The following is an 18,343-nucleotide window of genomic DNA, read 5'->3' as shown; positions in this document are numbered from 1 at the left end:
GAAGAGAGTAGTTGAGCGGTTCATCCGGACTTCGGTCAGGTCAACCCGCTCATGCCGCCCCGGGTTTCCAGGGCGTCGAGCATCCGCTGCGCCTTGGCATAGGTCTCGGATCGGTAGGCGCCGATCGACCGCTCCTCGACCAGCGCCTCGCGCAGCGCCGCGATATACCGGCGGTAGATCTCGGCCATCTGGTCGGCCGCCCCCTCGGAGTTGTTGGCGACCACGCGGCGCTCCCGGAAGGCGTCGACCATCGACCGCATCCGGTCGGCGACCGCCGGGTCCAGCGGGCGCCCGTCGACGATCTGGTCGTCCAGGGGGCCGAGTTGTTCGACCGCCGAGTCGCCGAGCGACCGGAGCAGGGCGCCGAACTCCTCGCGGCTGTCCTGCGCGCTGACATCGGGGAAGTCGAGCCGGCGGATCAGCGCCGGCAGCGAGGAGCCGAAACCGAGCAGGGTGGCGACCGCGACCCCGAAGGCGGCCAGGATCAGGGTGTCCCGCAGCTGCGTGCCCACCGGGATGGTCTGGGCGGCGGCCAGGGTGACCACGCCGCGCATCCCCGCCCACGTCAACACCAGGGCACCCTTCCGGCCGATCGGCTCGCTGCGCTCGAAGGCGACATCGGCGCGATGCCGGTCGACCGACCGCCGGATCGACTCGGTACGCGAGCGCTGCCGCTCGGTCTCGGGCGCCGCTCCGGACAGCCACTGTTCGGTGGCCTCGATCCGCTGTTCGGTCCGACGCAGAAATCCGCTCCGATTGCGAAACAGCACCGCCACGCCGACCCCGAGGGCCCGCAACACCACCAAGAGCACCAGCGTGATCGCCGCGATCGCCACCACCTGACCGAGGCCGCCCTCCGCCTGCGCCCTTGCGACCAGCCCGGTCAGCTCGAGCCCCAGGATCAGGAAGAGTGAACTTTCCAGAACAAAGCTGATCGTCGCCCAGTTCGAAGCGTCGAAGGCGCGGGCCTCCGCGGACAGCCGCCGCGTGGCGTGGTGCCCGGCGATCAGGCCGGCGACCACGACGGCCAGCACACCTGAGCCGCGCAGTTCCTCCGCCGGAAGGTAGGCGACGAAGGGGACGAAGAAGGAGATCACCGTATTGAGCACCGGATCGTCGACCCGACCGCGCACCAGCGACGTCAGGAAGCCGACCAGGGCGCCGACGACCACCGCCACCAGCACCGCGCGTCCGAACTCGCCGAGCGCCTGCCAGAAGCTGAACGAACCGGCGAGCGCGGCCAGCGCGGTCCGCAGGGTCACCAGCGCCGAGGCGTCGTTGACCAGACTCTCGCCCTCGAGGATGCTCATCAATCGGCCCGGCAGTCCGAGACGTTTACCGATCGAGGTCGCCGCCACGGCATCGGTCGGGCTGACCACCGCGCCGAAGGCCACCGCCAGCGACAGCGGGATCGCCGGGAAGATCAGGTGGATCGCGAGGCCGACGCCGAGGGCCGACAGGACGACCAGCAACACCGACAGCCAGGTGATCATGCCGAAGTTGCGGCGAAAGTCGGTGACCGGCAACCGCACCGCACTCGAGTACAGCAGCAGCGGGAGGACCCCGGCCAGGATGAACTCCGGCTCGATCGCGACGTCGGGGACCGCCGGCAGGTAGCTCGCGACGATCCCGAGCACCAGCAGCAGTAGCGGTGTCGCGATGCCCGTCCGCCGGGAGACCGCCGTGCAGACGATCACCACGGTCAGGGCGGCGAGCCCGATCAGCAAGTAGTTCACGGCAGCACTGTAGGCACGCCCGCAGCGGCTGTCCCCTTCTGACCATTCGGCGTCGACTTCTGACCGTTTCTTCCGGTCCGCCCGCTCCTAGGTTCGAGACAGATGCCGGATACGACGCAGTTCCGGCCTGTCCCACGAGAGGAGACGGCCATGTCCGTTCTCAACCCCTCCACGCTTCGCACCCGTCGCACCCGTCTGGCGGCCGTCGGCGCGGGCGCCGTCGCCCTCGGCGTCGTGCTGGCCGGTTGCTCCTCGGCGGCCGAGTCGACGCCGGCCGCGTCCCCCGCCGCCGCGACGTCCTCGATCGCGCCGACCGACCAGTCGAGCCGCGATCTCGCCCGAGAGGACGCGAACCTGGAATTGGTGACGACCTTCTACAACGCCTTCTTCAACGATCACGACACCGTGAACGCGGCGAGCGTCGTCGCCGACGACTACATCCAGCACAACCCGTCGGTGCCGGACGGCAAGGCCCCATTCGTCGACTACTTCACCGGCTTCTTCGCCGAGAACCCCGACTCGTCGGCGCAGATCGTGCGCAGCGGAACCAACGGCGACCTCGTCTTCCTGCACGTCCGGTCGAGCGGTACCCCGGAGCAGGCCGTGATCGACATCTTCCGGGTCGACAACGGTCTGATCGTCGAGCACTGGGACGTCATCCAGGAGGTCCCGGCGGAGTCGGCGAACTCCAACACGATGTTCTGAGTCCCCCGATCCGGGGGGTTCCCGCCGACCTGTGTGCGGGCGCGACGCGATTCCGGGCGCGGCGCGCCGGGCGCCCGATCAGGTGGACGAGCCGGGCTTGTCCGCTTGATCGGCGTCGGGGGTCTTCGACGGTTTCGGTGCCGGGGTCGGGGTCGGTGCGGTAGTCGCCGTGGGGATCGGGGCTGCGGGCTTCGCGGGTGTCGGGGTGGCGGCCTTTGACGGTGACGTATTGGTCGGTGTCGGCGTGGATGCGGCCGGTGTTGCGGCGGCCGGTGCCGCTGCGGGCGGCGCCGCAGTGGGGGTGGTCGGTGTCGAGGTGGTCGGTGTCGAGGTGGCAGCCTTCTTCGGCGTCTCCGCCGGGGCCTTCGACTGTGTGTCGGCTGCCTTTTGGTCGGCGGCCTTTGGGTCCGCAGACTTCGTATCTGCGGACTTCGAGTCGGCCGTGGAGGTGGCGGCCTTCGGATCGTTCTTCGTGTCGGCCTTCGAGCCGGCGGTCTTCGAGTCCTTCGACGTGCCCTCGGGCTGCGCGCCCCGGGCTGCGGTCTTCGCGGTGCCGGTTGACGCTGTGTCGGTTGATGCGGTGTCGGTCGCGGCGGGTGCTGCGGCGCCGGCCGAGGCGGTCGCTTCGGCAGTTTCGGCGCTGCCGGTGGTCTCCGCGCTGCCGGCGCCCTGCGAGGTTTCGGCGGTCGCCGGCGTGGCGGTCGCAGCGGAGGTCGACTCCGCGGCCGCCTTCCCCGCGCCCTTCTTCTTGCCGTCGAGTTCGCGTCCCGCGCGCTGGGCGACCAGCAGGGGGTCGCCATCGCCGAGGAAGTCGTCGCCGAGATGGAACAGCACGGCCACGGTCAGCGCGCCGACCACCAGCCACCAGCCGGCGAGTCCACCGGCGAGGCCCAGCGCATTGATGTGCACGCTGATCCGGGAGCCGGCGGCCCCTCCGACCAGCCAGCCCGCGGCGCCCGCGAGCAGCCCCACGGTCACCGCGGCCAGGGCGACCGCCTTGATCGCCGCCACGCGGTCCGGCAGGTTCCGCGCGCAGACCATGCCCACCCGGACCCCGGAAACCGCAACGACGACCACCAGCAGCGGCCACCACCCGGCCGCCGCCGTCTCGGGGATCGCCGCCATGATCGGCAACGGGATCGGTTGGGTGCCGCCGGTCGCCGCGAACAGCGAGACGTCGAGATCCCCAACCCGGATCGATGAGCCCACCAGGACCGCGACCACTCCGACCAGGACGGTCGGAACGTAGAGCAGGCTCAGCACCGTCACCCCGATGATCCCGAGGACGCCGACCGGGGCGGAGAACATCGCGCGAATCTCCGCGACCGACAGGCTCAACAGCACCACCATGACGACGGCGGCCCCCGCGAGCAGCACATACGCGCCCTGCCGCGCGGCGCGACCGGACACCGCCATCCACCCGGGCAGGGCGAACCACGCAACCACCGCCGGCCAGAGCACGGGCCATACGCCGATCACCGCGGCGACCGCGTAGACGCCGCCGACGGCGAGCACCGAGGGGATGAAGGCCCCCGGGGCGATCGCGGCGACAGCCGAGGCCCGCAGAACCAGCAGATAGGCGCCGGCAGCGAGGACCATCGGCCCGGCCGCGGCCGCCGCGACGATCGCGCCGATCCGGGCGGCCGACCCGTCCCCGATGCGGGCGATACGACGGCACAGGCGGGCCACCGACCAGCCGACCACCATCGCCGGGACCAGCGGCGCGGCGGTCAAGGGAGCGCCGGAGATCTCGATGGGCGCGAGGTGCACCACCAACCAGGCGGAACCGATCGCTCCCCACAGGCCGGTCAGATCGCTGCCCGCGCCGACCAGCGTCAGCACGATCACCAGGGTCACCACCAACAGGGTGATTCCGGCCGGCACGAGGGCGACGGTCGCGGCGGTGCGCAGCGAAAGCAGCTCACCCGGACGGGCGGAGCGTCTCGATGCCGGTCGTCCACGACCGGATCCGCGGGGGCCCGTCGCCCTCGCCCGACGGTTCGGCGAGGCCGACTGCCGTTCGATGGTCGTGCTCATCGTTCCAGGCTGACATCGGGACCCGGGTCGATCGATCAGGCGCGCCGATCCGGCGGGCGCCCAATCCGGGGTCCGGGGACGCTCGCCGCCGCGTCCGCGAGGCGCCGGCGCCGTTTCGGGGCCGGGTGCGGACGCGGATCAGGAGGGTGAGCGCCCCAGCGTGGGAGGTTCCTCCGACGGCGGCGGTTCCGGGTCGCGCGGCGTCGGCGTCGCGTCGGGATTCTCGGCGACATCGACGCGGCCGAGCTCCGGCGGAGTCTCGGGGCGCGGCTCGGCACCGCGCTGCCGCTCGAGCCCCGGCGGAGTCTCCGGCCGCGGCTCGGCACCGTGCTGCCGCTCGAGGGCCGGCGGGGTTTCGGGGGCCGGCTCACCGCTCCTATCGCGCTCGGCGACCGGTTCGGCCGGCGGCCGTTCACCGGCCGGTTCGGAGGGCGCGGCCGGTGCCCGTCCGGGCGGATCCGGTCGGGCGGGCGGATCCGGTCGGGCGGGCGGATTCGGTCGGGCAGGTCGGGCTTCGTCACCGATCACCGGGTACGCCTCGGCCGGATTGCGTGGACGCCGATAGGGCGTGGCGCCCATCGAGGCGCCGTATCGGTACTGCGGACGGGTCGGGCGGCGGCCACCGTCGCCGCCGGGCAGGGGGTAGTTCGACTGCGGCGACCCGCGGGGCGGTCCCAGGTAGCGGGGGACGTCGATGCCGGCGGCGTCGAGTTCGCGCGCGCTGCGACCATTGGCCGCCGCGCCGTATCCGACCAGTTCGGGTTCGCGATCGTCCTTTTCGCCCGCGCCCTGCGCGCCGGTGGGCCGGTCTCCGGTCGCACGATCGCCGGTCGGATGCTCCGCGTCGCTGCCGTTGCGGTGCGTCTCGCCGCTGCGGTCGTCCCCCGCTCGATCGGCGTCGGTCCGCGGCGGCACCTCGTCGACCGGATACCGATCGGCCGGAGAGCCGTCCGGTCCGGAGTCGGCGATCCGTCCCCGCCGGGACGATCCCGGTTGCGCGGCGGCCGCGCGACCGCGGCCGGTACCGGCGGGGGCCGAACCGTACGAGCGGTCCGTCCGGTCCCTGCGCGGCACCTCGTCGTCCCCGTCCCATGCCGGCATCGCCACCACATCGCCGAGCGACAGCGGGGTGGCGTCGTCCTCGGCGCCGACGGGGCTCCCGGTACGAGCGGGGCTACCGGCACCGACGGTGACCCCTCCGTCGACGCCGGCCCCGCGGTCGTCGGTCGCCCCGGCCTCGGCGTGGATACCGGCGGCGTGGATATCGGCGCCGGCGGTTCGGTGTGGAACCGAGATGCGACGAGATTCCCGGCGGGACGTCGAAGCATCGGAATCGGCCACCGGGACGAAGAAGCGTGTGGCGGGCAGATTCGCCGCGCCGGTCGCGTAGGTGCCGAGTACGCACTGGAGGAGCCCGACGATCAACGCGGAGTAGCCGCCGAAGCCGACGGTGACGTGCTCGCTGCCGAGCGGGCCTTCGATCAGCTCCGCGGCCAACACGACCAGCGCCGCCGCCGAGAAGGTCGGCGCCAACGCCAGTAGGTGGTAGCGACCGGTGAGCAGGGCGGTGCCGGCGATCAATCCGGCGGTGATCATCAGCGCGATCGACACCGACTGACCGTCGAAGAAAGTCACGGCGACGCCGTAGACGGTCCACTTGGTGGTGAAGCCGACCAGCAGCGCGAAGATGCCGAGGCCGAAGACCGCCAAGGCCAGCACGGCGGCGCGGTCGTTGACCGTCTCCGATCGGCGCAGGACCCGGTCGCCCGCCAGCGTGAACGACCGTCGGATCGACGCGCGGCCGGATCGAATGCCGTTGCCGATACCGGTGACCGTCGATCGGACCCGTCTGCCCGCGGCCGCCGGATCAGTGCGAGCGGCCGCCGGGTTGGCGCCGGTGCCGGCCGGATCGGTCCCGGTGCCTGCGGGGTCGGTGCCGTCGGCCGTCGTGGCGGGATCCTTCTGCGAGGTCTCTTCGGACGCAGACGGTTCCGACCACGCCAGGGCGGACAGCGGGGGCAGATCGGACGGGGCGGACGGTTCGGACTCCGGCGACGAGGTCGCCGAGTCGGCCGATGCGGCTTCCCGCTTCGGCGTGGCGTCGTGGTCCGCGTGGGACCCCTCGCCGGTCATGGCACCACTCCCGGATGCAATCCATCGGGACCACCCGCGGCAGCCCCCGAACAGCCAGCGTCAAGTATTACCGGCCGGCGCCCGGATTGCAGCCCGCCCCGGCTCGGGATTCCCTCGAACCATCTTCGGGGAGCCTCACAGCCACCGGGTGGAATCCGCGCTCCCCAAACGCCCACCCCGGCGCGCCGAAGACGACGACGGCCGTGGAGCACATCGAGCGTGCTCCACGGCCGTGGACGTGACGGTGTGACGTGTCAGCGCTTTTCGAGGATCTCCCGAGCCAGCGCCGCGGTCTCGGACGGCGTCTTGCCGACCTTGACGCCGGCGGCCTCGAGGGCATCCTTCTTCGCCTGCGCGGTGCCGGACGAACCGGAGACGATGGCACCCGCGTGGCCCATCGTCTTGCCTTCCGGCGCGGTGAATCCGGCGACATAGCCGACGACCGGCTTGGTGACGTTGGCCTTGATGTAGTCGGCCGCACGCTCCTCGGCGTCGCCGCCGATCTCACCGATCATCACGATCAGCTCGGTCTCGGGGTCCTTCTCGAAGGCCTCGATCGCGTCGATGTGCGTGGTGCCGATGACCGGGTCGCCGCCGATGCCGATGGCGGTCGAGAAGCCGAAGTCCCGCAGCTCGTACATCATCTGGTAGGTCAGGGTGCCGGACTTCGACACCAGGCCGACCGGGCCCTTGCCGGTGATGTTGGCCGGGGTGATGCCGACCAGCGCCTCGCCGGGGGTGATGATGCCGGGGCAGTTCGGGCCGATGATGCGGGTCTTGGTGCCCTTGGACACGTTGTAGGCCCACGCATAGGCGGAGTCCTGCACCGGGATGCCCTCGGTGATGACGACCAGCAGCGGGATCTCCGCGTCGATCGCCTCGATGATGGCGTCCTTGGCGAACTTGGGCGGCACGAACGCGATCGACACGTCGGCGCCGGTCTTCTCGATCGCCTCGGAGACACTGCCGAAGACCGGCAGATCGATCTCGGAGCCGTCGGCGGCGGTGTGGGTCACCGTGGAGCCGGCCTTGCGCGCGTTGACGCCGCCGACGACCTGGGTGCCGGCCTTGAGCATCAGGGCGGTGTGCTTGGTTCCCTCACCGCCGGTGATGCCCTGAACGATGACCTTGGAATCCTTGTTCAGAAAGATCGACATTTTCCCGATTCCTTACGCGGACGCCAGCTCGGCGGCCTTGGCCGCGCCCTCGTCCATGGTTGCGGCCTGGGTGACCAACGGGTGGTTGGCATCGTCGAGGATCTTGCGGCCCTCTTCGACGCGGTTGCCGTCGAGGCGAACCACCAGCGGCTTGTTGGCATCGGAGCCGAGGATCTCGAGCGCCTTGACGATGCCGTTGGCGACCGCATCGCACGCGGTGATGCCGCCGAAGACGTTCACGAACACGCTCTTGACCTGGGAGTCGCCCAGGATGACGTCGAGGCCGGCCGCCATGACCTCGGCCGAAGCACCGCCACCGATGTCCAGGAAGTTGGCGGGCTTGACGCCGCCGTAGTTCTCGCCCGCGTAGGCGACGACGTCGAGGGTCGACATCACCAGACCCGCGCCGTTGCCGATGATGCCGACCTCACCGTCGAGCTTGACGTAGTTGAGGTCGTTCTCCTTGGCCTTGAGCTCGAGCGGATCGGTCGCATCCGTGTCCGCGAACTCGGCGTGACCGGGCTGCCGGAAGTCGGCGTTCCCGTCGAGGGTCACCTTGCCGTCGAGCGCGAGAATCCGGTCGTCCGGGGTGCGCACCAGCGGGTTGACCTCGACCAGGAGGGTGTCCTCCTTGACGAAGACCTCCCACAGCTTCGCGATCGTGACCGCTGCGGCGTCGAGCACCTCGGCCGGCAGGTGGCCCTGCTCGGCGATGCTGCGCGCGGTGGCCAGATCGACACCGGTGACGGCGTCGACCGACACCTTGGCGAGGCGCTCGGGCTTGGTCGCCGCGACCTCTTCGATCTCCATGCCGCCCTCGACCGAACACATGGCCAGGTAGGTGCGGTTCGCGCGATCGAGCAGGAAGGAGATGTAGTACTCCTCCGCGATATCGCTCGCCTCGGCCACCAGAAGCTTCTTGACCACGTGGCCCTTGATGTCCAGGCCGAGAATGTTCTGCGCGTGCGTGAACGCGTCCTCGGGGGTCGCGGCGTACTTGACGCCACCGGCCTTACCGCGGCCGCCCACCTTCACCTGAGCCTTGACCATCACCGGCTTGCCGATTTCCTCGGCAATCTCCTTGGCGCCCTCGGCCGTGTCGGTAACCCGGCCGGGGGTGGAAGGTACGCCATGTTTGGTGAACAGCTCTTTCGCCTGATATTCGAAAAGATCCATCACATCACCGTCTCGTCTGCGTCGACGCCCGCCTGCGGGTCGTGCGGGTCATCGGGAACACTATCGACCTCCCCGGGGCACGTTCGGCCAGGTCCGATCAACTGTGCGGTATCTCACCGGCGCCACGGACGGAATCCACCAACGTTACCGGCGGGTAGTGCCAATCTCCACCGCTCGAGCGTCCCCGAGCCCGGCACCGGTACTCATAGGCCGGCCGCGGGCGGACGACGCGACAGGGATCGGAGCCGGCGAGCGGACCTCCGGTCGGTGTAGACGCTCGGAAAACCGACCCTCGGAGCGACGACGCTCGCCGAGTCGGGGAACCCGCGCGATCAATGACACGTTTTGAAAACGGACGAACCGGCACCCGTTCGGGTTCGATTCGATAAAACCGCTGGTGGGACCGCTTTGACGATCCGGAGCGGTCATGTGACTAATGTCACATCTGAGATTCCCCTGAGTGGTCGGGTTGCGCGCCCCGCAATCGTTTCGTTACCGTCAGCCAGTCTCACCGTCACGGGGCTTCCCGCGATGGTCAACGGATACAAAGAAATGGAGGACGGCGCAGCCTTGCAGCATTACCGGACTCCCAACGCGGCCAACAGATTTCCCCGAGAGCCGCACCGGGCGCTGACACCAGCCGAGGACCGCAGTTCCATCCTCCCGCCGACGAACAGCCCCACCTTCCGCCCCGCCAACGAGCCGGCTGCCTTCGACAGCAAGCTCGTGACCTCCGCCCCGCGACCGATGCAGGGTCGCGACCCGCTCGCGGTCGCCCGGCCCGAGGCCTACGGCAACGGACGCGCCCTTCCCGAACGGCGCCCCACCGCCTTGACCCGCCGCCCGCGCTCGACGTCTCGCGAGGATTACCGGCCGACCCCGGCAAATCGTTACAACCGCCCCGCCCCCACCGGATTCCGTGGGCCGGAGCAGGAGATCATCGAGCCTCGGGTCGACGCCTTCGACCTTCCGTCCACCGCATGGGCGCCCGCCGCCTCGATCGCCGCGCCGGTCGATCCCCGCTCGGTCCCCGAGACCGATGCCGCGGAGCTGACCTACCCGGCCGACCCGATGTACCCGGCCGAGCCGACCTACCGCAGCATCGAGCCGACCCACCCGGTCGCCGAACCGCTGCCCACCATCTCCGATCGCCCGCCGCACCGCACCGGTGGCTTCCATCGCCTGCCGTCGCCGCCCTCCGCCCTGCGCGGCCGGGCCGCGATGCTCGCGGTCGCCGCCGGAGCCGTGGTGGCCGCCGGCCAGGCCTCGGTCTCGACCCACGGCCAGTCCGCGCCGTCGACCACGGACACCTCGGAGATCGCCCTCGCCGGCGCTGCCGAGGCCGCCACGACGCAGACCGCGTCGTTTGTAACGAGCGATGCGGCCGTCACGCCGGTCCTCGACACCGCGAACCTCACCACCGCACCGCAGCTGCTGGGCAGTGTGACGTCGGGTCTCAACCACTTCGACGAACTGCTCGCCAAGGGCCAGCGTCTGACGGACGCCCGTGAGGCGGCTGCCGCCGAGGCGCTGCGTCCGCTGTTCGTGCTCCCGGCCTCCGGCAACTTCACCTCCGGCTTCGGTTCCCGCTGGGGGACGCTGCACGGTGGCGTCGACATCGCCAACAAGATCGGCACCCCGATCCTCGCGGTCGCCGACGGCACCGTCATCGATTCGGGCCCCGCGTCCGGATTCGGTATGTGGGTACGGCTGCTGCACGACGACGGCACCGTGACCGTCTACGGCCACATCGACACCACCCTGGTCCAGGTCGGGCAGCGGGTCATGGCCGGCGATCAGATCGCCACCATGGGTAACCGCGGCTTCTCCACCGGCCCGCACCTGCATTTCGAGGTGCACCTCAACGGCGACCAGAAGATCGATCCGGTGGGCTGGCTGGCCACCCGCGGGATCGCGCTCGGCAGCCTGACCGACTGATTCCTTTTCGGACGACCTCCGGCGAACCACCACATCGCCGGAGGTGGGACCCCCTTGTGTTCGGTCCCCTCCCCGCGGCCGCAATGCGACCGCCCACGCGAAGAAGGCCCGTCTCCCTTCGGAGACGGGCATCGCGACCTTTCCGGTTAGAGCTTGACCATCGGCACGCCGCCGATCAGCATCATCTTCACCCGCCCGGCGGACCCGAAGTCGATCAGCACCATCGCCCGCGCGCCGGCTCCCTCGGACTCGAGGACCGTTCCCAGACCGTACTTGTCGTGGCTGACGCGGTCTCCGACGGCGAGGACCAGCGTCGAGTTGCCCCGCCCGCGCGCCGACGACAAGGGCGGACGCCCCGGCTCCCGGCCGCGGCTCGATCCACCCCGGGTCGATTCGCGGAAGCCGGAATCGCCGTAGCTCGAACCGTATTCGCGACGTCGCCCGCCACCGATGGCCCGGCCGATCGAGTTACCCGGATCCTCGCGACGCCATTCGATCAGGTGCTGCGGGACCTCCTGCAGGAAGCGGCTCTCCGGGTTCTGGATCGGCTGCCCCCACGCCGAACGCAGCAGCGCCCGGGTCAGATAGAGCCGCTGCCGCGCCCGGGTGATCCCGACGTACGCCAAGCGACGCTCCTCGGATAACTCGGCCGGATCGCCCAGCGCCCGCATATGCGGGAATTGGCCGTCCTCCCAACCGGTCAGGAAGACCACCGGGAACTCGAGCCCCTTGGCGGTGTGCAGCGTCATCAACGTGACAACGCCGTCCTGCGAGTCGGGCACCTGGTCGGCGTCGGCGACCAACGACACCCGCTCGAGGAAGGCCGCCAACGAGCCCGGATCGGGTTCGCCCTCCCCCGGCTCGATATCGGAGTTGCGCGCGTCGGAGCTGAACTCCTGCGCCACGCTGACCAATTCGTTGAGATTGTCCAGCCGGGCACCGTCCTGGGGATCGCTGCTCGCCTCGAGCTCGGCGCGATAGCCGGTGCGGTCGAGGACCGCGTCGATCACCTGGCCGATATCCGCGACCGGGTTGCCGTCGCCGTCGGTCTCCGACAGCAACGCGCGCAGTTCGGCGAGCAGTTCGACGAATGCGGCGATCGCCTTGGCCGAGCGGGTATTCAGCATCGGAACGGTGCCGGCGGCGGCATCCTCGAGCGCGGCGTGGAAGCCGATACCGCGGGCCTCCGCGTGCACCTCCACGCACGCGCGGGCCCGATCGCCGATGCCACGACGCGGGGTGTTGAGGATGCGCATCAACGAGACGGTGTCGTCCGGGTTCTCCAGCACACGCATATAGGCGACGGCATCGCGGACCTCCTTGCGCTCGTAGAAGCGCACGCCGCCGACGACCTTGTACGGCAGGCCGAGCCGCACGAAGATCTCCTCGAACGGCCGCGAGGAGTTGTTGGTCCGGTAGAACACCGCGACATCGGAGTAGGAGACATCGCCGGTGTCGTGCAGGCGGTCGATCTCGGCGGCGACAAAGGACGCCTCGTCGTGCTCGTTGTCCGCGACGTAGCCGACCAGGGACTCGCCGTCACCGGAGTCGGTCCACAGCCGCTTCTCGCGGCGGCCGGAGTTGCGGGCGATCACCGCATTGGCCGCCGCCAGGATCGTCTGGGTGGAGCGGTAGTTCTGCTCGAGCAGAATGGTGCGCGCATTGGGGTAGTCGCGCTCGAACTCCTCGATATTGCGGATCGTCGCGCCGCGGAAGGCGTAGATCGACTGATCGGCGTCACCGACGACGCAGAGCTCCGGCGGCGCGACCCCGTCGACCCCCTCCTCGGGGCCGACCAATTCGCGAATCATCATGTACTGGGCGTGATTGGTGTCCTGGTACTCGTCGACCAGGACGTGCCGGAAGCGGCGCCGGTAGTACTGCGCGATGTCCGGATGGTCGCGCAGCAGGGCGACCGTCTCGCCGATCAGATCGTCGAAGTCCATCGCGTTCGCCTCGCGCAGGCGACGGTTGTACCGCTCGTAGACGCGCGCGACGATCGACGCGACCGGGCCACCCTCGGACTCGGCGTCCGCGATCGCCCGCGCCGGGTCGATCAGTTCGTTCTTCAACCCGGAGATATGCGTCGCGAGCATGCGCGCCGAGTACTTCTTCGGGTCGAGCTCGAGGTCGCGGGAGATCATCGCGATCAGCCGGCGCGAATCGTCGGCGTCGTAGATGGAGAAGTTCGAGTTCAGACCGGGGATCAGCCCCGCCTGGGTCCGCAGGATGCGCACGCAGCTCGAGTGGAACGTCGAGACCCACATCGCGGCGGCCCGCGGCCCGACCAACTGGGCGACGCGTTCGCGCATTTCGGCGGCGGCCTTGTTGGTGAAGGTGATCGCGAGGATCTGCCCCGGCGAAACCCGACGGTGGGCCAGCAGATAGGCGATGCGACGGGTCAGCACTGCCGTCTTGCCCGAACCGGCGCCGGCGACGATCAGCAGGGGCGATCCGACGTGGACGACCGCCTCGCGCTGCTGCGGATTCAACCCCGCCAGCAACGGATCCGCGGCACCATCCGACTCCGCGGCCGACCGGTCGGTCGAGGTCGCGGTGGGGGGCGAGGGGATCACAGTCTTGTCGGAAGTCACGTTTCTGCTGGTCACAGGGCCGTCTATGTGTGTGCGCATCTCGGGACAGACTACCGTCGACCACCGACAGAACTGCACGAGGCGGTACGGTCGTCGACGATCGCGGGAACAATCCTGCAAACCGGCATCGTCGGTCGGCCGGTCCGCGTGGCACAATGGCACGATGCTCGATCCGGGTTCGGCCTCTCACGGCCCCCGCGACCGGCACGAGCGGACACGATGGCGCCGCACCAGCGTCGGGCTGGGAGCACAGCAAGAAGGAGACCCCCGTGACCGCCAATGCCGACAACCCTGTCTTCGGGCGTGATCAGAACGGAATCCTCGAATCGGATCGGGGAGCAGTAAGGAGCGCTTCAGTGCAGTCTTCATCGTCGCCCACCGATTGGGATCTCCCCACGTCGGAAGCCGATATCGACGAGCTGCGCAAGGAGATCGACCGCCTCGACGCGGAGATCCTGGCCGCGGTGAAGCGGCGCACCGAGATCTCCCAGATCATCGGACGCACCCGGATGGCCTCCGGCGGCCCGCGCCTGGTGCACAGCCGGGAGATGAAGGTCCTGCAGCGCTTCAGCGAGCTCGGCCACGAGGGCCACACGCTGGCGATGCTGCTGCTTCGGCTCGGCCGCGGACGCCTCGGCCACTGATCGTCAGCGCCCGCGATCCCCGATCGCGGGCGCCTGCGACGCCACCCGCCGCGACCTCGGTCACCACGCGTCTGCGGGTGGCCTCGTCACCCCTCCGGACCCCCGGTTCGCCGACTAGTGTTGCCGGCATGACCGTGACCTCCGAAGGCAGGGACATCACCAACAGCCCGGCGTGGAAGCAACTCGCCGAGCACTACGCGCAGATCGGCGAGACGACCCTGCGGGAGTTGTTCGCCGGCGACCCCGAACGTGGACGCGCTCTGACGATCACCGTCGGCGATCTGTTCATCGACTACAGCAAGAATCGTCTGGACGCGACAACCATCGGCCTGCTCGCCGATCTGGCCCGCGCGGCCGGAGTCCCCGAGGCGCGCGATGCCATGCTGCGCGGCGATCACATCAACGTCTCCGAGGATCGCGCCGTCCTGCACACCGCGCTGCGGCTGCCGCGCGACGCCGCGCTGACCGTCGACGGCCAGGACGTCGTCGCCGATGTGCACGAGGTGCTCGACCGGATGGGCGACTTCGCCGATCGGGTGCGTTCCGGCGAGTGGCTCGGCGCCACGGGCAAGAAGATTGCCACCGTCGTCAACATCGGTATCGGCGGCTCCGACCTCGGACCGGTCATGGTCTACCAGGCGCTGCGCCATTACGCGGACGCCGGTATCACCGCCCGCTTCGTCTCCAATGTCGATCCGACCGATCTGGTGGCCTCCCTCGACGGCCTCGACCCCGAGACCACCCTGGTCGTGGTGGCCTCGAAGACGTTCACCACCCTCGAAACCCTCACCAACGCCACCGCCGCCCGCCGCTGGCTGGTCGACGCGCTCGGCGACGAGGCGGTCTCGAAGCACTTCGTGGCGGTGTCCACCAATGCGGAGCGGGTGGCCGCCTTCGGCATCGACACGGCCAATATGTTCGGCTTCTGGGACTGGGTCGGCGGGCGCTACTCGGTCGACTCGGCGATCGGGCTGTCGATCATGCTGGTGATCGGCAAGGAGGGCTTCGCGGAATTCCTCGACGGCTTCCACCGTGTCGACACCCACTTCGCCGAAGCGCCGCTCGAGCAGAACGCGCCGGCGCTGCTCGGCCTGATCAGCCTGTGGTACTCGAACTTCTTCGGCGCCCAGACCCACGCGGTCCTGCCGTACTCCAACGACCTCGCCCGCTTCCCGGCGTACCTGCAGCAGTTGACGATGGAGTCGAACGGCAAGTCCGTGCGCGTCGACGGCACCCCGGTGACGACCACCACCGGCGAGATCTTCTGGGGCGAACCGGGTACCAACGGTCAGCACGCGTTCTACCAGCTGCTGCACCAGGGGACGCGACTGGTGCCGGCCGACTTCATCGGTTTCGCGCAGAGCACGGACGACCTGCCGACGGCCGACGGTACCGGCAGCATGCAGGACCTGCTGATGAGCAACCTCTTCGCTCAGACCCGGGTGCTCGCATTCGGCAAGACCGCCGAGGAGATCGCCGCCGAAGGCACCGATCCCGCGGTCGTCCCGCACAAGGTGATGCCCGGAAATCGGCCGACCACAACGATTCTCGCCCCCAAGCTGACCCCCTCGGTCGTGGGGCAGCTGATCGCCCTCTACGAGCATCAGGTCTTCGTCGAAGGCGTCATCTGGGGGATCGATTCGTTCGATCAGTGGGGTGTGGAGCTGGGCAAGACCCAGGCGCGCGCTCTCGAACCGCTGTTGGAATCCGGTGACCCGCAGAAGCTCTCGGAGCTCGACTCCTCCACCGAGAACGAGATCATCTGGTACCGGGATCATCTCGGTCGATGAGTGATCGCCCGGTCGGCCGCCCGATGGGGCGGCTGACCGTGGTCGATGACCTGCTGCTTCGCGACCATCGCCGCTCATCGGATCCTGTTGTCATCCAGGGGATCTGGGTGGGCGATCGGGCGATGTCGGATCTGGTTGTCGCCGGGGTTCATCATCGGCTCGCGACCAGCCGGCTCGGCTATCGGGTACGAACGACCGGCCTGCCCGGGGCACGTCGGGAGTGGATCGCCGCCGATGCGCGGTATCCGATCGACCGCACCGACCCGATCGACGACCGAGACCTGGTGCGGTGGGCCGACAGTCGGCCCCGCGCCGATCTCGAACCCGCGGCCGGGCCGGGGTGGCGGCTCTCGGTGGCCGATCTGGCGTCCGGCGGCTGCGTTCTGGCGGTGACCTGCTCGCACGCTCTGGTCGACGGGCGCGGTCTGCTGCGCCTGCTCGCCGAGCGGGTACCGGCGGGACGACTCGTCGCCGTGCCGGATCCCGTCGTCGCCGAGACCGATGCCCGCGACGCGCTGCGCCAGTGGGCGACCGTCGGGTACGGAACCCTGCGCGCGATCGGCGGTCTGGTGGTCTCGAAGCGACGACGCCGACAACTGCGCGACTACCGCGCCCTGCAGCCTCCGCGCGCCGCCGACCCGGCCGCTGCGCCGACGCCGATGCCGACATCGACGCGAACGGACGCGGACGCCTCCCCCGACGTTGCGGTGGTCGGCGCTCGTCCCGACGTTCCGGCGACGCTCCATCCGACGCCTGCCGGCCTGATCGTCGAGATCGATCGGGCGCGGTGGGATCGTCTCGCTCGGGACGGCGGGGGAACACCGAATACCGCGTTCGTGCGCGCCGCCGGGCGGATCGGGCTGGCGCTGTCCGGCCGCGACCTCGTGACGGTCGGTGTGGCCGTCGATGCCCGGTCGGACCGCCGACCGGCCGCGACTATCGATGACCGGCCGACTACCCCCTCGCGGAGTTCAGCCGCAGCCGACTCCCCAGCGGCGGGTCGCCTCCCGGCGAACTCGCCACCGGGTCCAGCCCCGGCCGACCCACCGCCGCCGGGTTCCATCCCGACGGACGCACCACCGCCGGGTGCAGCCGCGGCCGACTCACCACCACCGACCGCGGCCAATGCGGTGGCCATGGCGACGGTCCCGGTCCGACTGATCGACGGGCAGCGCACCGTGCGGGATCGCTGCCGGGGCGCCTATCGCGGCGCGGTTGCCGCTCCCGCCGGCTTCCCCGCCGAACTCGTCCAGGTGCTGCCCGATCCGATCGTCGACCGCATGGTCCCCTCCCCCGGCCGATACGACGTGCTCTGCTCGAATCTCGGTGAGGCCCCGGCCGACCTGTACGCGATCGGCGACATCCCCGCCCGCGGGATCGCCGGCCGCGCCCTCGGCCCCACCGGACGGTGGGCGTCGGTATTCGTGCTGGGCGTCGGGGAACGCTACTGCGTGACGGTCACCGCTCGGCCGGGCACACCCACCGGGACCCTGACCACCCTCGTGGACGCGGAAATCGGCCCCGCCCTGCGGTATTGGTGAGCCGGCCGGCACCACCGGCGGCCTGCCGCCGGCACCACCGGCGACCTGCGGTCAGCGGCGGGGGATCATGCGAGCGGTCACGCCGAGCGGCAGATAGCGCAGCGCCATATCGGTCACCCGCCAGCGAAATCCCGGCAGCGCCACCCGCGAGCGCTCGGCCTCGATCGCCGCCATCATCGCGTCGACCCCGTCGTCGAGCGTCGCCATCGACCGCCCACCGGCCCGACCGGCCATCTCGGTCGCGATGAATCCGGGCAGCAGCGTCGTCACCGCGATCCCCGTGCCGGCCAGTTCGACCGATAGGCCCTCCCCGAGTGCCGACATCCCGGCCTTGCTCGCGGAATAGGCGGCCATCGCGCCGGGCAATCCCCGGTCGGCGCTGATCGACGACACCAGGACCAGATGCCCGTCTCCGCCGGCGCGGAAATGCTCGAGCGCGACCTCGATCTGGGAGAGGCCGCCGAGCAGGTTCGTGCGGATCGTCGCGAGGTTGGCGTCCGCGCGACCGGTGCCGAGCGACGCGCCCTTGCCGAGCCCGGCGTTGACGATCACCCGATCGAGTCCGCCGATCTCGTCGCGCAGTTCACCGAAGACCGTGCCGACGGCCTCGTGGTCGGTGACGTCGAGCGCGCGTACCGCGATCTCGCCGCGGGCCCCCTCGGCGCGCAACCGGTCGCGCAGGTCCTCGAGTCGGTCGAGGCGGCGGGCGCAGAGCCCGAGGTCGCGATCCATCGCCGCGAAGCGTCGGGCCATCTCCGCGCCGAGGCCCGAACTGGCACCGCTGATGATGATTCGACGACGTGACATGCCGGACACTCTGGCATATGCGCCGGAGCCGACCAGCGGCCCGCACCCGCTCCGGCCGGCCGACCCAAAAAAGAACACGTTCCTT

General features: G+C 70.2%; 12 protein-coding genes. 5 read left to right on the top strand and 7 right to left on the bottom strand.

The features are described from left to right. Nucleotides 1-35: 35 nt before the first annotated feature. Nucleotides 36-1,736, bottom strand: coding sequence for a cation:proton antiporter (locus MB1_RS15470; RefSeq protein ID WP_066909018.1), 1,701 nt, complete (start codon nt 1,734-1,736; stop codon nt 36-38). A gap of 150 nt (nt 1,737-1,886) precedes the next feature. On the opposite strand from MB1_RS15470, the gene MB1_RS15465 reads away from it, so the two are divergent. Continuing rightward, complete coding sequence (locus MB1_RS15465) at nt 1,887-2,441, top strand: nuclear transport factor 2 family protein (protein ID WP_084351871.1); 555 nt, start codon at nt 1,887-1,889, stop codon at nt 2,439-2,441. A gap of 78 nt (nt 2,442-2,519) precedes the next feature. Here the strand turns inward: MB1_RS15465 and MB1_RS15460 are convergent, their stop codons facing one another. The 4 genes from MB1_RS15460 to sucC all read right to left on the bottom strand — a co-directional run bounded on the left by MB1_RS15460 (nt 2,520) and on the right by sucC (nt 8,944). Next, nucleotides 2,520-4,478: a cell division protein PerM gene (locus tag MB1_RS15460; protein WP_066909015.1), complete on the bottom strand. Its 1,959-nt coding sequence runs from the start codon at nt 4,476-4,478 to the stop codon at nt 2,520-2,522. Between the two features lie 138 nt (nt 4,479-4,616). Further along, nucleotides 4,617-6,611 (bottom strand): DUF5336 domain-containing protein, encoded by a 1,995-nt coding sequence (locus MB1_RS15455; RefSeq protein ID WP_066909012.1) that lies wholly within the window; start codon nt 6,609-6,611, stop codon nt 4,617-4,619. Nucleotides 6,612-6,865: 254 nt separating this feature from the next. Next, complete coding sequence (gene sucD / locus MB1_RS15450; RefSeq protein ID WP_066909009.1) at nt 6,866-7,768, bottom strand: succinate--CoA ligase subunit alpha; 903 nt, start codon at nt 7,766-7,768, stop codon at nt 6,866-6,868. A 12-nt stretch (nt 7,769-7,780) separates the two neighbouring features. Continuing rightward, the gene (gene sucC, locus MB1_RS15445) at nt 7,781-8,944 is read right to left on the bottom strand and encodes an ADP-forming succinate--CoA ligase subunit beta (protein ID WP_066909006.1); all 1,164 of its coding nucleotides are present in this window, start codon (nt 8,942-8,944) and stop codon (nt 7,781-7,783) included. Between the two features lie 1,071 nt (nt 8,945-10,015). On the opposite strand from sucC, the gene MB1_RS15440 reads away from it, so the two are divergent. Further along, nucleotides 10,016-10,882 (top strand): M23 family metallopeptidase, encoded by an 867-nt coding sequence (locus MB1_RS15440; RefSeq protein ID WP_084351913.1) that lies wholly within the window; start codon nt 10,016-10,018, stop codon nt 10,880-10,882. A gap of 146 nt (nt 10,883-11,028) precedes the next feature. Here MB1_RS15440 and pcrA read toward each other — a convergent pair whose 3' ends face one another. Then, entirely contained in the window at nt 11,029-13,515 is a 2,487-nt protein-coding gene (pcrA, locus tag MB1_RS15435; RefSeq protein ID WP_084351869.1) for a DNA helicase PcrA, read from the bottom strand. 317 nt (nt 13,516-13,832) lie between these two features. Here pcrA and MB1_RS15430 point away from each other — a divergent pair, with 317 nt between their 5' ends. The 3 genes from MB1_RS15430 (at nt 13,833) to MB1_RS15420 (ending at nt 17,451) form a co-directional block, all read left to right on the top strand. Next, on the top strand, nt 13,833-14,120 hold the full coding sequence (locus tag MB1_RS15430; protein ID WP_157084100.1) for a chorismate mutase: 288 nt from the start codon (nt 13,833-13,835) through the stop codon (nt 14,118-14,120). 128 nt (nt 14,121-14,248) lie between these two features. Then, nucleotides 14,249-15,910, top strand: a complete 1,662-nt coding sequence (pgi, locus tag MB1_RS15425; RefSeq protein ID WP_066909000.1) for a glucose-6-phosphate isomerase — start codon at nt 14,249-14,251, stop codon at nt 15,908-15,910. Further along, complete coding sequence (locus MB1_RS15420; protein ID WP_157084099.1) at nt 15,907-17,451, top strand: hypothetical protein; 1,545 nt, start codon at nt 15,907-15,909, stop codon at nt 17,449-17,451. The genes pgi and MB1_RS15420 overlap by 4 nt, the downstream gene beginning before the upstream one ends. Nucleotides 17,452-17,502: 51 nt before the next feature. Here MB1_RS15420 and MB1_RS15415 read toward each other — a convergent pair whose 3' ends face one another. Next, nucleotides 17,503-18,258 carry an SDR family oxidoreductase gene (locus MB1_RS15415; protein ID WP_066908994.1) on the bottom strand — a complete coding sequence of 252 codons (756 nt, stop codon included), beginning with the start codon at nt 18,256-18,258 and terminating at the stop codon, nt 17,503-17,505. Nucleotides 18,259-18,343 lie beyond the last annotated feature (85 nt).

The sequence above is a fragment of the Millisia brevis NBRC 105863 genome (assembly GCF_001552615.1).
GTDB lineage: Bacteria > Actinomycetota > Actinomycetes > Mycobacteriales > Mycobacteriaceae > Millisia > Millisia brevis.
Note: the sequence above shows the minus strand (reverse complement) of the source record. Positions and strands in the feature narration are given on the sequence as shown.